We start from the raw sequence: 14,545 nt of genomic DNA, 5'->3' as shown, positions 1-14,545 counted from the left end.
ACCAGAATTACAGGGAATTACAGCCCTCTGCCCGAGGTGAAGATAATACATTTCTTTTCCTCAAAACGTGTAGACATACACCTTGGTACGCAAGGCATCCCGGCATGTAATGGTACGTAGTGGTTCTTTTTCTGGCAGGGCAAAACAGACGCTAATCACCTTGGCACCCGGCGGAAGCTCTCGACTGAACTTGTCCAGCAGTTTAGTCATGGCACCTGGGAACAGATAACAGATTACGCAGTCTGCATGTTCGTAGGAACTGGTGTAGATATCCCCGCGCATGAAGCGCAACCTGCCCTTGAGAGAGTGCTTTTTTCCCTTGGCTCGACGTAAGCGAACACTAAGATAGGCAATCAATTGGGAAGACCATAAGGGAATGACTGAATTCTCGATTCCGGTTAGCCTTTTCCCCGGACAATGTTTCACGACATCCAACCCCAGCGTGCCCCATCCCGAACCCGCTTCAAACACATCTCCGTACCCCGGAATGCGGTTCACCTCCTGGATGACTACCTGTCTGACTCGGCTGGATGTGGGCATCGGTGAAATTCCATTCTTCCAACTCACGAGTACAATGGATACAACGGCTATAAGTGTCACCACGGCTATCAGCCACGGAATCATATAAACGATGAACATGACCTCATCCCTTTGAGATTATTGAGGAGGTATTAAGCACCTCCATAATAACAAGGGAAGCTCCTCCGGTCCACAGACGCCAGCAGAAGCTTCCCCTTTATAATTATTCACTCAGGGACATGAGACTTCATATATACCCCTTTTTTATACACGGACTTGATGGTAAAATGTACACCCAGTTTGCGATTCGTCCGATAGATTAACGAGTTAATCTCGTCGATGCCTACCGATTCACTCTCCAGCATGCTCCGCTCAGGCCACACTTGACCAACAATCTGCTCTCGGGTGACAAAGTGGTCCAGTTGACTATACAGCAACTTGAACAGCTGGTATTCCTTCTTGGACAACGGAATCTCCACTTCACCGATCTGTACAGTCTGTAAGTGATCCTGCAATCGAACACCTTCACCCAACAGATCAGATACACGATATTCCCTCGTCTCTCCAAGATCGCCTTCCGTGCGAAGCTGGATCAGGCCGTTGACTAACGTCAGGCTGTCTCCCTCAGCAAACGGATATTTCTCATAGGGAACGAGGCGTTGCCCGTTCAATTCGGTTCCATTTTTACTATCCAGATCCTCGATCCATAACTGCTGTTGCACATCATAATGAATACGGCAATGCCGCTTCGATATCATCTGATTATAGACAGACAAGTCCAATTCACTACCGCCTGTATAACGCCCCACTGTAATGGAGCGACCCTGGCTTACATAAGCGAATGAGCCGTCACTTTCCTGTCCTGGCGTACGAATGACGATCTTTGCCGTCTCCCGCATGTTCATCTCCCACTTTCAACGATCACTCGATCTCTATAAACATTTCGTAACAATAATGATAAGATCATCAGATTTGTTCCATTGTTTGCGCCTCTATACATGAATATAGTAGGTTACAGGAACGTTTTAGTTCTGGTTCTACTGACTCTACTATACCAGACGTTGTGCTTTTTTTCTCATAACGACCGGATGGTTACTTTAGCTCATTCAACAAGAGAGGTACCTTCCTATGAACAAAAAAAACATTTTCATAACCGTGTTGCTCGCCTTCGCCCTGTCCATGACATTAACTGTGCTCTCCCGTATGAACGATGATGGCGGAGAATCACTGAAAGGCACATCGGCTGCCGAAACCTCATGGTTACAAATGAAGATACAGCCCTAAGTCTACTCTATTATAACGTGATCTCCGCGCAAAACGTTTCACGAATGTCATATTAGGCTACGCCATAGACTCAATTCAATAAGGCCCCAGATTGCTGGTAGCAGCAGCCCGGAGCCTCATTTCAATACAATGATATGGTGTTGCGAAAACTTCGATTACCTACGTCAACGCCGCTTCTTTCTGGCGCCCAATTTCCTCAATGAATACACCATCCCATATAATCGCAAATGTCACTACGGTCGCTCCAAATGAAAATCAATCTTGTTCTTCCTCAGGCACAATCGTTTCGTCGTCAGGCTTCGCTGCCTCTCTGGACTGTATTTCCTCCATCCGGCTGGACACCTTCTGATACAGGTAAGAGATCCCAAGCAATAGTACGCCAAAGCTGAAATAGGCAAAGATTTTGCTGCCCGAGGTGAGCATCCCCACATCATAGAACACCATCTTACCCGTAGCGAACAACGTCAGGCCAAGGCCCAGACGCCGAATCATGACATATTTTCTACGGAATCCATAGGCAATATAGAGAATCGCGAGCAGCAGATAGATCAGGCTGAACATCAGCCCTACATCACCCCATTGGAACTGGATCGTCAGAAATACGGTAATGACACCCAACAGATATACCGCGGCAATCACCGGGTACCACTCAATACTCTTGAACTGCCCGCGGATGCCAGCAATCAGCAGATCCCTTCCTGCAAAGAATACCCCTACGTTAAAGACGATCAGCACCAACAATCCTACAATCTCTGCGGCAGAGTGCTGCTGAACATCCGGTTGTAATGCCGGCATCGTTAACGTCACCGCCAAGGCGATACAGCAGCCGATGGCGTACAGGATCGTCGTATAAAACTGTACGAATCGCTCTCGTAGCAGCTTTACTTTGCTCAGCCCATAGGCCAGTGCAATCGTGAGTGCTGCGAACATGAGCAGCTTGTAGAACATGTACAACAGGAATGTCCCATCGACAGCTCTCACGTACAATTCATTCGATTCGTACATGACGTATAACCACAGATTCGCTAGTGTCACGTACTTGAATCCGTTCAGACAACTCAGCTCCAGCGGGCTGTAATGATATGTCTCCTTGAGTGCCGAACGGTTACGATTCCAGGCATAATACAGTGTAATAAGCAGTGTACCCAGCGTGATGCTGGAGTATTTTAACATGAAGTAAGAACGTTCCCCGATGAAGAATAGCGCCAGCAGGTCATAGTACACGAAAGTGATTAGACATAGAAGCATGATGCCCCATCCGGCACGTTCCACCGATTTGAGCCGCTTCAGATGTCCGAGCGTGACCAGCAGAACGCCTTCGATCAGCCAGCCCATGGATAACCACTTGGCACCGAACTGGAACGGAATAATCAGAATGGCAAAGGTCAGGGAAGTGACGTAGAACAATAAAATCGTCTGTTTCTCCTGAACCATATTGCGCTGCACGAACCGTGCGAGCCCGAAATATACGAGACAGAAAATGACAGCCAACAAGCCCTGCGCATCATTCCAGCCTGCCGAATCAAACAGCACATACAGCATCAGACAGCTAATGCTCGTGTTCATCGCCAGTAGTGCAAAATCCCACCAGGATAACTTCGTCCGATGCTTGAATGGATACGCCAGTGTGATGCCGAGATACAATGCAAAGGTCACAACGGAATACAGCATGCCGATCTGCTCACTTGGCGACAGCCATAACAGGATCAGCATGGACGGTGTGTTGAACAGGAAACTGATATAGTGCACCACCGGCCACCTTTTGCCAAATGATATGAACACAATAATGCCGTTTAAGAGCAACAGATAGATCATGGCGGCATAAACAGCCGTACCCTCAAGCCCAAACGAGAACATATAGGAGAATAGCGGAAGATACCCGCCCACGAGACCCAGTGAACAGATGGTCTTCGACTGGTACCTTAAAGATAACAATACGGAGATTGCCGATACCAATACAGACAAGCCAAGTCCCGTATATAACCCGATAATATGCAGTAAAAAGTAACTATAGAAGACGGAGCCGAACAACACGGAAATCCCGCCGCCGAGCAGGCCCATCGCAAACGTCTGCTTTTTGCGACGGAACAACCACTCTCCTCCAGCGAGCATCAGCGCACCGAGCAGGAAAAAGGCTCCACTCTTCATCTCGTCATTAAACCAGGTCGTGTACGAGTGTTGGAATGCTGCCCCAACCCCCAGAATGAGGAGCAGGATGGCTACCTTGTTGATCCAGCTGAGTCCAATCTTCATCTCCATTCGATTCTGCTTGATCCGGCGTTGAATAGTCTCTTCACTCAACCCTTCCTCCGCCATCTGCTCATATCCACGTTCCATGTGCCCACGCAGAGCCTCTTCTCTCTCCCATACGGCCTGTCTGTGCGATTCAATGCGATCATTCACCTCTGCGGCAAGATAAGCGATCCTCTCCTTCACCTCATGGGAGTCTTCCTGTAGCTCCTGTGCCGCCTGATTGTACAGCGCGTTTAGATTGGATTTCGTTCGATGTTCATGAGATGCCATTCGATCATGATGTACCGCTGTTTTCCCTTGAAAATATGTCTCCATCTTCTCCCGGGATACCCGGATCAGATTCAGCTTCTCATCCAGCATCTGTTCGGATAACGCCATGCGAAGACGTGCATTCTCTTCTTCCATCTTGCGTGAGCGAAGTTCAAGCTGTTGCAGCTTGAGCTTGTGGACTTCGTACTGTTCCTGCAACTGTTCATTATGAACGATCAGGTCATCGGACTGGTATTCCTGGAGCAAGGCGTGATACTCCTTCGCCAGTTGTTTCTGCTGCTCCTGAACCTGCTGAAGCCGATCCTTAAACTCCTTCATGGACTTCCTCCGTTGGTTGATGATTAATGATTTCCCTATATTTTACTATACATATGTTGTAAAGCGAGCATCTATTTATGCAATCATCATGAACAGGTGTTCCATACAGGGCAAAATAAATAATCAAAAAGCATCAGCACTCCCGGTTGTACAATCCAAACCGTAGGAATACTGACGCTTCGAATATAGTTAACTTCGCGTTGCTTTACTATTTTAGCGAGTTGCCTGGTGAATCGGTTTTTTCAAGAATACACCGTAGGATATCGCACCTAGAAGAAGCAGACCCGCTCCCAACAAGAATACATTATTGAAGCTGCCGAAGCCGCCGCCAGAATAGCCCCGCCAACAATCGGAATCTTCGGTGGAGTGACCGCATTAACCCCTCGCCGAATGAAAAAGTCCGAGATAAATCCGCCTAACAAAACACCGATAATACCTGCTACGAACGGAATGGAGGCAATCCAGCCTGTCTCTTTCAACGTGAAGCCTTGCTCCTTCTCCAGATAACTGGGAAGCCACGTCAGGTATACCCAGATCGTGAACATGATGCCGAAATTACCGATGATCATAAACCAAGTGCTTTTATGTTTGAATAGCGATCCCCAGTTGGCTTTGGGTGCATCCGCTGCCACATTCGCATTCACGTTCACGTTTACGCTCTGATCTAGAACCGCATCCGGTCCTTTGATCATCTGCGCCGGTTCGGGCAAATCCACCATAGGTAAAAAACTAGCTGCTGAACATCACTTTGGTTATCTAGATAAAGATGTCGTATGCAACACTTTTACGGGAAAGCTTCTGGAAGCGCACGGGTATTCGCCTCATGATCGCGATGTCAACGCCTATTACCGCGATACCGTTATGGACCTTGAATATGAAACGTTATTAGATGTGGCGAACGACAATCTGCAGTTGGGCAGATCTATCATTCTGGATGCACCTTTTGGCGGCTATTTTCATAAAAGCGATTACATTGATCATTTGACTGCCAAATATGATTGGGAAGCTGTTACTCCTGTGGTGCTGAGGGTGGAAGTAAAATCACGATACGGATTGTGGGAAACCAAACTGAAGCACCGTAAAGTACTCCTTGACCCTATACGATCAAAAAATGCACGAAAGGCGTCTGGCCCTTCGTGCACTTCGCTATGTTTTTCAGCACAACAGACTGTGTTAGTTTGTACCCCCGGACCCGCTATTATCAGATGCTGGTTCCGATGACGGCTCAATCACTTGCGTCGCATCCGGGTCCAGCCAATTGGCGATCATCCCTTGCACATATTGCAGATCGTCCTCTGACAGATCGTAATACCATGTGCCACTGCGCGTTGCGCCATCACCCTTCAGCATATAGTTGCTGATCGTTGGTGCACTGTCTTTCATATATAGAGACTCGGCAAACTTCACAATGAAGTCCGAAGTCATATTGGTTGTAAAATTCGATCCGGCAATCTGGATTACGTCCGGGATCTTGGTCAGATTTTTGACCTCCAGCGCACGATTCATGAAGGCACTTAGGAAAATCCGGTGACGCATCGTCCGATTGAAATCGGAATCTTCCCGGTAACGCACATAACCCAGCGCTTCTTCGCCACTATAGATCGGTTTATTCGCTTCAACGAACAGTTTCTCATGCGCTTTTGATTTGTTCTCGATATTCTTCTTAATTGGCAATTCAACACCGCCAACCGCATCGACAATATCTTTCAATCCGTTAAAATTAATCGCGGCATAGAAATCCACTTTGTTCCCCAACAGCTTCTCTACCGTATCCATCGCCATCTTGGCTTCACCGTGGGCATACGCTGAGTTAATCTTCGATTTCACATCCCGACCTACAATTTCCGTATAGGAGTCACGCGGAATGGAGAGTAGCAGCACTTTGTTATCTTCTGGACGAACGACAGAATAGATGATGGTATCCGAACGACTTGGTTCGTTATCGCGTTGGTCAATGCCGAGCAGCAATAACGAGAATGGGTCGGTATGTTCCACAACGGGGGCATCCTTGTCGCCAGCTGGCTTGTAGGAATCATCCAGAGCTTCCTTCACCGTACCCGAGGCGAACATGTTAAATGCCAGCAGGACGAGTTGTTTTTGATAGATAAATCCGAGTCCTCCAAGCACAATCAGTACGCTCAAGGTGATGATCAATGGCTTCTTCCATCTCTTCTTCGGTTTCTTCGGTTTCCGTCTGGTTAAATGTGCAGCACTGTTTTCCATCATGTCTCCTTTAATAACGGGTTCTTAGAATCATTTAACTATATTAATAACACGTTTTCAATAGATTACGTTATAATCGGCTATACCAATGCATACACAGAGGGAGCGATGAATGATGGAATATCGACGTTTGGGCAACAGCGGTTTACGCGTGTCGGCACTGGGGCTTGGCACGAATGCATTCGGCAAACGCGCGGATGAAGCGGCTTCTACCCGTATTATTCATACTGCGCTGGATCAGGGCATCAACTTTATAGATACTGCCAACATCTACGCCGGAACAGAATCGGAACGTATTATTGGACAGGCCCTCGCAGGTCGACGGGAAAACGCTGTGCTTGCGACCAAAGCCGGCTTGCCCCGGCATGATGGCCCTCATGGACGCGGTTCCTCCCGCTACCATTTGAAACAAGAGCTGGAACATAGCCTGCGGCGTCTGCAGACGGATTATGTGGATCTGTATCAGATCCATACCTTTGACCCGCATACACCGCTGGATGAGACACTGCGCACACTGGACGACATGGTCACTTCCGGCAAAGTCCGTTACATCGGCGCCTCCAACTATGCAGCTTGGGAACTGATGAAAGCCTTGGGCACCAGTGAGCTGAAAGGCTATGTGCGTTACATCTCTACCCAGACCAGCTACTCACTGGCCGATCGCACACCCGAGCTTGAACTGATCCCGATGTGTCTCGATCAGGGTGTTGGCATTATCCCTTATTTCCCGTTGGCAGGCGGTATTCTGTCGGGGAAATATAATGGGCAAACAAGCGTGCCTTCCGGTTCCAGAGCAGACACGGACCCTTCATTCAACCGTTTTCTGCTGGAACATAACATACAGCTAAGTGAACAAGTAAGTGCAAAAGCCGCCTCATATGGGTGCTCCCCGAGCGTGCTGTCCCTCGCATGGCTACTGACACGCCCGGCTGTATCCACAGTGATTGTCGGTGCTACACGCACTGAACAGCTGGAACACAATCTCGCAAGTCTGGACTTGTCACTGCCTGATGAGCTGTTGTCCGATCTGGATCAGATCAGTGACTCTTTCCGCCGCCGTGAGCCGTTTGCGTCCTACCGAATGGATTGAAGCAACTGAAATAAACCTCCCTATACTAGCGTTGGGAGGTTTATTTGGTATCTGGCATATATATCATAAGGTGATAAATTATAAAAACTTCCATTTTCACTACAATCTGTAGTTTAATAGAACAAAAAAATTTATGTTATGAATTAACCCTCTGTTTTTTGGCGAAGAAACTCCTGCATGATTTCCAAGTACACTTCCTTGCGATCATCCAAAGTTTCGAAGAACGCCTTGTCCGACTCCTCACACAGATGAATTCCTTCAACGGCCAATCGGGTTCCTTCTTCCGTCGTTGTAATAATATTGGCACGTGTATCCGTCTGATGACGAGCACGGGTAATCAACCCTCTCTTTTCAAGAGCACGCAGAACCTGTGAAGTCACGTTAACGTCCACTTTGGCAAATTGGGCAATCTGAACCTGGGTTACGCCCTTGCCCTCCTCATCATGTTCATTGAGCCATAAACAGGCGTGCAACAATACAAATTGCGGTTGTGTCAGTTCGAGGGGCTCCAGCACCCTGCGTACTTCTTTTTGCCACATCGCTGTAACCTGCCAGAGCAGGTATCCCGGACTTTCCTGTGCATTTTTATACTGTGAGCTAGTCATTTCATACCTCCATGATGTGCGACTTATGCAGCAGAATGTGAACCCATCAGACATTAGAGCAAGCAAGTCCGTTATTCATATAACGATGATGGAAACACATCCGTTGCAACTCTGTGTGTTCTTCTGCAAAAATAAATAATTAGCGCGCAGGGATAAACTGCTTCACCCATTGTCCGAATCCTTGCGGATTGCGGCTCTGTATCAGAATGGTTCCTTCCCCACGGAACCTGCATACCAATCCTTCTCCACTTGTCACACTGGATAACCAGCCTTGTGAAGCTTTCTCAATACGGTAATCTACATAATGGGGCCATGCCACCAAATGGGCGTTATCCACAATCATTTCTTCACCCGCAGCCAGATTGATCGCGTGGATTGCACCATAGGAAGACAGGAACACCGTACCTCGCCCGCTAATTTCAATAATGAAGAAACCTTCTCCCGAAAAGAGACCCTTCTTCAAATTTTGCATTTTGGTATTCACCTGGATACCCTCGGTTCCTGCCAGGAATCCGTCTTTCTGCACATAGAGTGAATAGGAGCCGTCCAACTCAACAGCTTCTACATCACCCATGCTTGAAGGGGAGAGCAGAATCTCAGCCGATCCCCCGGCAGCCGTCAATTCCTGAAAGAAGAACTTCTCTCCGCTCAGCATCCGACCAAACCCGGCGAGCATTCCACCTTCTGCCGAGCCTTTCAGTTCAACCGTCGGTGTCATGGATACCATGGCACCACTCTCAGCTTTGAACCGCTCTCCCCGCTGCAGATGAACCTTGAGCATCGCAAAAGCACCATCATATAAAATCTCATAATTCATGGTTGGACCAGCTCCCTGTTGTCAGAGTTAAAATCATTAAGCCCATTATCTTCCAACACGGTTGACTTGTCTCCGTATTCCTTCACAATATGCTGGTCTCCCCAATTACAGAGTGCATTGAGAATGGGCTCCAGACTCCTTCCATATTCACTCAGTTCATACTCCACCTTGGGAGGGACCTGATTATATACGATTCGGTTCACAATCCCGTCGTGTTCCAGCTCTCTCAGTTGCTGTGTTAACATTTTCTGTGTGATTGCGGGCATAATACGCTTGAGATCACTGGTTCTTCTCTTCCCGTGAGTCAGATGACAGAGAATGACGCATTTCCACTTGCCACCGATGACCTCAAGGGTAGCTTCCACCGAAATGTTATATTTTTTTCTGACCATCACTTTCTTCCTCCCTGATGAATTGAATTACAACCGACCAATGCTATAGGCACCAAAAAGTACGTAGGGTACTAAAAAGTACGTACTATTCAATGTATACCGAATAATTCATAATAGCATTTGCCGGTACGTAAATCTACATTCTGGGGAGTTGAGTAAGAAATGTTACAAGATTCAAAACGCAGCACGTGGGCGCTTCTGGCGCTGGCCATTAGTGCATTCGCTATCGGTACCACAGAGTTTATCAGCGTTGGGCTGTTGCCCCTCATTGCAGATGACCTCGGCATTTCCGTAACTACAGCGGGACTGACCGTTACTTTATATGCCCTGGGCGTTACCTTTGGGGCTCCTGTTCTGACCTCGCTGACGTCTACCCTATCACGCAAGACGCTACTGCTTGCCATCATGGTTGTCTTCATTGCAGGTAATACGTTGGCTGCGCTATCGACGGGAATCACCATGCTGCTCATTGCACGAGTAGTATCCGCTCTGGCACACGGGGTATTCATGTCCATCGGCTCAACCATTGCAGCTGATCTGGTACCTGCCAACCGCAGGGCAAGTGCCATTGCCATCATGTTCTCCGGACTAACGATTGCCACGGTAACCGGCGTACCTCTGGGCACACTGATTGGTCAACATTGGGGCTGGCGCGCTGCCTTTATCCTGATTGTTGTTGTTGGCATCGTTGCGATGATCGGCAACCTCATACTCGTACCATCCACGTTGAAACGCGGAACACGAACGACATTTCGGGATCAGCTGAAGCTGGTTACCGGTGGACGCTTGCTGCTTGCCTTTGCCATCACTGCCGTTGGGTACGGAGGCACATTTGTTGTCTTTACGTATCTGTCCCCGTTATTGCATGATATCAGCGGGTATTCCGAGAAAACAGTAGCGTTCATTCTGTTGTTGTACGGAATCGCCATTGCTGTCGGCAATATCATCGGCGGCAGAGCAGCCAACCGTAACCCGCTCAAGGCCCTCTTCTACATGTTCATCATTCAGACCCTCATTCTGGGCGTGATGTACTTCACCGTCCCGTTCAAGTTGGCAGCACTGCTCACCATTATGGGCATGGGCCTGCTTGCCTTCATGAATGTGCCTGGTCTTCAGATGTATGTTGTAACCTTAGCTGAACGATATGCACCACAGGCCAAGGATGTAGCCTCAGCTTTTAACATTGCCGCATTTAATGCAGGCATTGCCATTGGTGCCTATCTGGGTGGTGTGATCAATGACTCCATAGGTTTGATTCACACGACATGGGTGGGAGCCTTGATGGTTCTCGCAGCGGTAATTCTAACCGCATGGGCTAAAATGCTGGAAAGCAAGGATCAACATCTACCAGACGAGATGGAGAAAGCTTCGTTCTAAGTTTCATCCCGATCATTGGACTCGCCCTTTTGTATATCGGTTCCAGCCTTGGAGGGGAACCGGTTTCAGAGCGTATTTAACTATACTATATACGTTGAACCCAATTTGATCTACTATGATTTGATTTTGTATGATGAAATAACGGCAATTCAGCTTTAAATGACTGATTTTTACACATTCGAAGGAGGAATTCTCATGACAACCGCTCAAACAGCACAACATTTACAATCTACAGTAACTCTGCATAACGGTGTTCATATGCCCTGGTTCGGACTCGGCGTATTCAAGGTGGAAGAAGGATCAGAATTGATCGAAGCTGTGAAAAGCGCAATTAAACACGGCTACCGCAGCATCGATACTGCGGCAATCTACGGTAATGAATCCGGTGTTGGTCAAGGTATTGCAGAAGCTTTGCAAGAAAACAACTTGAGCCGTGAAGAGCTTTTTATTACCTCCAAAGTATGGAATGCAGACCTCGGATATGAAGAGACACTTGCGGCTTTCGATACCACATTGAACAAATTGGGATTGGAATATCTGGACTTGTATCTGATTCACTGGCCTAAGGCAGGCAAATATAAAGCAGCCTGGAAAGCGATGGAGGAGCTGTACGCAGCAGGCCGCATTAAGGCAATCGGCGTAAGCAACTTCCAGATTCATCATCTCGAAGATCTGATGCAGGATGCAAAAGTGAAACCGATGGTCAATCAGGTGGAATACCACCCTCGTCTGACACAGGGCCCACTTAAAGCATTCTGCGAACAGCATGGAATTCAGCTCGAAGCTTGGTCTCCATTGATGCAAGGCCAGTTGCTGGACAATTCGGTGCTCAACGGGATTGCTTCAGCCAAAGGCAAATCGGTTGCACAAGTAATCCTGCGTTGGGATCTGCAAAATGGGGTCATCACCATTCCGAAGTCCACCAAGGAACATCGGATTATCGAGAACTCCTCCATCTTCGACTTTGAGCTTTCAGATGAAGAGATGGATCAGATCAGCGCCCTGAACGAAGATGTTCGCGTTGGACCTGACCCGGATAACTTTGATTTCTAATTGGAGTCGGACTTTAACTGATCTGGAGATCAATCACTGAAACTGTAAAGCCTCCACCCCTCCTGTGTGATCTGCGGGAGTGTGGAGGCTTTTTTACTTATTTTAGGTACATAACTTACGAAGATCTGCACTTATTCCGTTTCCTTGAACGGCTTCCAGCCATCCTCACCCGACAGCACGCGGGATCGAGTGTATTCCGCTGCTTCCTGCTCGGTCAGTAGCTTGGCCCAGGGTACACGACCCGAAGCATGACCCGTACCAGGCCCAGCGCTATTATACTCTGCATAAACCACAGTGGCCTCGGCCTCGGCTTTGTTCCAGTTATGCCAGCCCTCTTGCTTCACATGGGCACCCATCCAGCAGTTCAGGAAGCAGACTTTGGCATGATTTCGCCACGGTCTGCCCAGATATACGGACTGAGCGGGGGCGTTACTGGTCAGATCACAATCCATAAATACATAGCCGTAAGGCACATCTTCCGGTGTAGAAGCCGCAGTAATCCAGCCATTCACCTCTCCCTCTGTCGCAACGTCATCCGATACACGTTTTTTGGCAAAAATCTCACAGCCCTGAAACACAGCCGTAGCCGAGCCAAAAATAAAATCCACATCGCCCTCAATATAACAGTCCTCATAGTATTGGCGCAGCTTCCGCCGTTCGGCCCCATCACGCGGACCACCGAAGAAACTTCGATCCATTGGCTGCTCTGGCAGCGGACCCGTAAAGATCGTATCCTGATGGCCGATGAAGCGACACCCACGAAATGCGGCCCGGTCACCATCCACATACACCGCCAACGCCTGACCTGCCACCTTGCCCGGCCCAGCTGAATTAACGAATGAAAGTCGCTCTGCTGTAAAATCATCTGCTCCAATGAAGGCTGTATAAGAATGAAAGGTATGATACAGCTCTCCATTCGGGAATTTCTTCAGCGCATAATCATCATACGTAATCACGGTCTGCTCTGCTCCCTCACCAACCAGATGAATCTTGGGCTTCTCAATATCCAGTTTCTCGTAATATACGCCTGGTTTAATTCGGATCTCCTGCTTGTCAGTGGCATGGTCTGGCATCGCATCAATAGCAGCTTGAATCGTATCGAAATCACCACTCCCGTCTCGTGCAACAGTATAACAACGGATAGACGGGTCCTGATCGATCTCCGCTGACACCTGCTTGTTCATGGCAATCGCTCCATTTCCAGCGCAGCCAGCAGGAGCGGAGCAACTCCCATATAGGAATCGCTTACAATCGCTTCGCTCACATAGTAGCTATAGGAGCCGTCCCGGTCCAGACTCAGCCCTGCCCCGTGACAGATTCCATTCAGCTTCACACCGTCAGCCGTTTCCTCCACCAATCTGGAGGTCAATCCCTGCCAGCCTTTCTCTGCCGCCGCTCTGAAATTCGGCTCCAGATAACGCAACCGCACGCCCTTCGCAAGTGCATACACAAACATGCTTGAGCCGGAAGCTTCCAGGTAGTTGCCTTGGCGGTGACCCTGATCGAGCACCTGGAACCACAGTCCACTCTCCTGCTCCTGCACCTGAACCAGTGCGTTACACATCCGCTCGAAGATACCAATGATTGTGCCACGCTTAGGATGATTCACAGGGAAATGCTCCACACTGTCTACAATCGCCATGGCATACCAACCCATCGCACGACTCCAGAAGTGTGCGGAGCATCCCGTCATGGAATCAGCCCAGACCTGCTCCTTCGATTCATCCCAGCCATGATAGAGCAGCCCGGTGCGTGGATCACGTGTCTTACGTTCAATCAATAGGATCTGATGGGCCACCTCATCCCATAATTCCGGTCGATTGAACGTCTTTGCGTACTGAGCCAGAAAAGGCGATGACATGTACAATCCGTCCAGCCACATCTGGAATGGATAGATCTTTTTGTGCCAGAATCCGCCCTCGGATGTTCTGGGTTGTCCTGCAAGTTGCGCCGCCAGCAGATGTGCTGCTTCCGTGTAACGCTGATCTCCGGTTGCATTCATCAGCCCGAACAGATTTTTGCCCTGATTGATTTGATCCAGATTGTATTCTTCGAGAGAGTAGGTTGCGATGGAGCCATCTTGCTGTACATACTTGTCCATATGTCTTTTCATAAAAGCAATATACTCGTCCTTACCATACTGTTCACCCGTTTGCGCCATTGCCATGAGTGTCATTCCCTGAACATAAGCCCATCGTTCCGAAGGAAACGCATGATAGCCATCACCATCACATTGCTGGATAATCGTCTCTGCTATCCGCTCAGACCAGGATAACTGCGTCTGTACCTGCATAACGGACACCTCCTTGAATGTTGTTGTACCACCTCTACCCTGCACACGTAC

15 protein-coding genes are annotated in these 14,545 nt (G+C 48.5%); 5 read left to right on the top strand and 10 right to left on the bottom strand.

Translation table 11 applies throughout. The annotated features are described in order from the left end of the window. Positions 1 to 60: 60 nt before the first annotated feature. Positions 61 to 639 carry a class I SAM-dependent methyltransferase gene (locus tag C0Q44_RS06820; RefSeq protein WP_105406593.1) on the bottom strand — a complete coding sequence of 193 codons (579 nt, stop codon included), beginning with the start codon at positions 637 to 639 and terminating at the stop codon, positions 61 to 63. Positions 640 to 746: 107 nt separating this feature from the next. Continuing rightward, entirely contained in the window at positions 747 to 1,418 is a 672-nt protein-coding gene (locus C0Q44_RS06815; RefSeq protein ID WP_105406592.1) for an FHA domain-containing protein, read from the bottom strand. A 229-nt stretch (positions 1,419 to 1,647) separates the two neighbouring features. Here C0Q44_RS06815 and C0Q44_RS30085 point away from each other — a divergent pair, with 229 nt between their 5' ends. Continuing rightward, positions 1,648 to 1,803 (top strand): hypothetical protein, encoded by a 156-nt coding sequence (locus C0Q44_RS30085; protein WP_181150882.1) that lies wholly within the window; start codon positions 1,648 to 1,650, stop codon positions 1,801 to 1,803. Between the two features lie 255 nt (positions 1,804 to 2,058). On the opposite strand, the gene C0Q44_RS06810 is transcribed toward C0Q44_RS30085, so the two are convergent. Both C0Q44_RS06810 and C0Q44_RS06805 read right to left on the bottom strand, forming a co-directional pair. Beyond that, on the bottom strand, positions 2,059 to 4,644 hold the full coding sequence (locus C0Q44_RS06810) for a DUF2339 domain-containing protein (RefSeq protein WP_105406591.1): 2,586 nt from the start codon (positions 4,642 to 4,644) through the stop codon (positions 2,059 to 2,061). Positions 4,645 to 4,913: 269 nt separating this feature from the next. Beyond that, positions 4,914 to 5,363, bottom strand: a complete 450-nt coding sequence (locus C0Q44_RS06805) for an MFS transporter (RefSeq protein WP_258166196.1) — start codon at positions 5,361 to 5,363, stop codon at positions 4,914 to 4,916. Between C0Q44_RS06805 and C0Q44_RS06800 the strand changes: the two genes are divergently transcribed. Beyond that, complete coding sequence (locus C0Q44_RS06800; protein ID WP_258166195.1) at positions 5,329 to 5,865, top strand: P-loop nucleotide/nucleoside kinase family protein; 537 nt, start codon at positions 5,329 to 5,331, stop codon at positions 5,863 to 5,865. The genes C0Q44_RS06805 and C0Q44_RS06800 overlap by 35 nt on opposite strands. On the opposite strand, the gene C0Q44_RS06795 is transcribed toward C0Q44_RS06800, so the two are convergent. After that, positions 5,818 to 6,870 carry an LCP family protein gene (locus C0Q44_RS06795; protein ID WP_308737392.1) on the bottom strand — a complete coding sequence of 351 codons (1,053 nt, stop codon included), beginning with the start codon at positions 6,868 to 6,870 and terminating at the stop codon, positions 5,818 to 5,820. The two genes, C0Q44_RS06800 and C0Q44_RS06795, sit on opposite strands and share 48 nt — an antisense overlap. Before the next feature lie 112 nt (positions 6,871 to 6,982). On the opposite strand from C0Q44_RS06795, the gene C0Q44_RS06790 reads away from it, so the two are divergent. Continuing rightward, positions 6,983 to 7,957: an aldo/keto reductase gene (locus C0Q44_RS06790; RefSeq protein WP_105406589.1), complete on the top strand. Its 975-nt coding sequence runs from the start codon at positions 6,983 to 6,985 to the stop codon at positions 7,955 to 7,957. Between the two features lie 143 nt (positions 7,958 to 8,100). Here C0Q44_RS06790 and C0Q44_RS06785 read toward each other — a convergent pair whose 3' ends face one another. The 3 genes from C0Q44_RS06785 to C0Q44_RS06775 form a co-directional block, all read right to left on the bottom strand. Next, positions 8,101 to 8,562 carry a MarR family winged helix-turn-helix transcriptional regulator gene (locus tag C0Q44_RS06785; RefSeq protein WP_181150881.1) on the bottom strand — a complete coding sequence of 154 codons (462 nt, stop codon included), beginning with the start codon at positions 8,560 to 8,562 and terminating at the stop codon, positions 8,101 to 8,103. A gap of 139 nt (positions 8,563 to 8,701) precedes the next feature. Then, positions 8,702 to 9,379, bottom strand: coding sequence for a TIGR00266 family protein (locus C0Q44_RS06780; RefSeq protein WP_105406587.1), 678 nt, complete (start codon positions 9,377 to 9,379; stop codon positions 8,702 to 8,704). Then, a complete protein-coding gene (locus C0Q44_RS06775) occupies positions 9,376 to 9,771 on the bottom strand; it encodes a winged helix-turn-helix transcriptional regulator (RefSeq protein WP_105406586.1) in 396 nt (131 codons plus the stop codon). The genes C0Q44_RS06780 and C0Q44_RS06775 overlap by 4 nt, the downstream gene beginning before the upstream one ends. A gap of 162 nt (positions 9,772 to 9,933) precedes the next feature. Between C0Q44_RS06775 and C0Q44_RS06770 the strand changes: the two genes are divergently transcribed. Both C0Q44_RS06770 and C0Q44_RS06765 read left to right on the top strand, forming a co-directional pair. After that, on the top strand, positions 9,934 to 11,148 hold the full coding sequence (locus C0Q44_RS06770) for an MFS transporter (RefSeq protein WP_105406585.1): 1,215 nt from the start codon (positions 9,934 to 9,936) through the stop codon (positions 11,146 to 11,148). Positions 11,149 to 11,343: 195 nt separating this feature from the next. Then, positions 11,344 to 12,201 carry an aldo/keto reductase gene (locus C0Q44_RS06765; RefSeq protein ID WP_105406584.1) on the top strand — a complete coding sequence of 286 codons (858 nt, stop codon included), beginning with the start codon at positions 11,344 to 11,346 and terminating at the stop codon, positions 12,199 to 12,201. Positions 12,202 to 12,332: 131 nt separating this feature from the next. On the opposite strand, the gene C0Q44_RS06760 is transcribed toward C0Q44_RS06765, so the two are convergent. Further along, positions 12,333 to 13,385: a pectinesterase family protein gene (locus tag C0Q44_RS06760; RefSeq protein ID WP_105406583.1), complete on the bottom strand. Its 1,053-nt coding sequence runs from the start codon at positions 13,383 to 13,385 to the stop codon at positions 12,333 to 12,335. Next, a complete protein-coding gene (locus C0Q44_RS06755; RefSeq protein WP_105406582.1) occupies positions 13,382 to 14,494 on the bottom strand; it encodes a glycoside hydrolase family 88/105 protein in 1,113 nt (370 codons plus the stop codon). The genes C0Q44_RS06760 and C0Q44_RS06755 overlap by 4 nt, the downstream gene beginning before the upstream one ends. Between the last annotated feature and the right edge of the window lie 51 nt (positions 14,495 to 14,545).

The organism is Paenibacillus sp. PCH8 (assembly GCF_002968835.1).
In the GTDB taxonomy this organism is placed as follows: Bacteria; Bacillota; Bacilli; order Paenibacillales; family Paenibacillaceae; genus Paenibacillus.
This window is presented reverse-complemented; position numbering and strand designations above follow the sequence as displayed.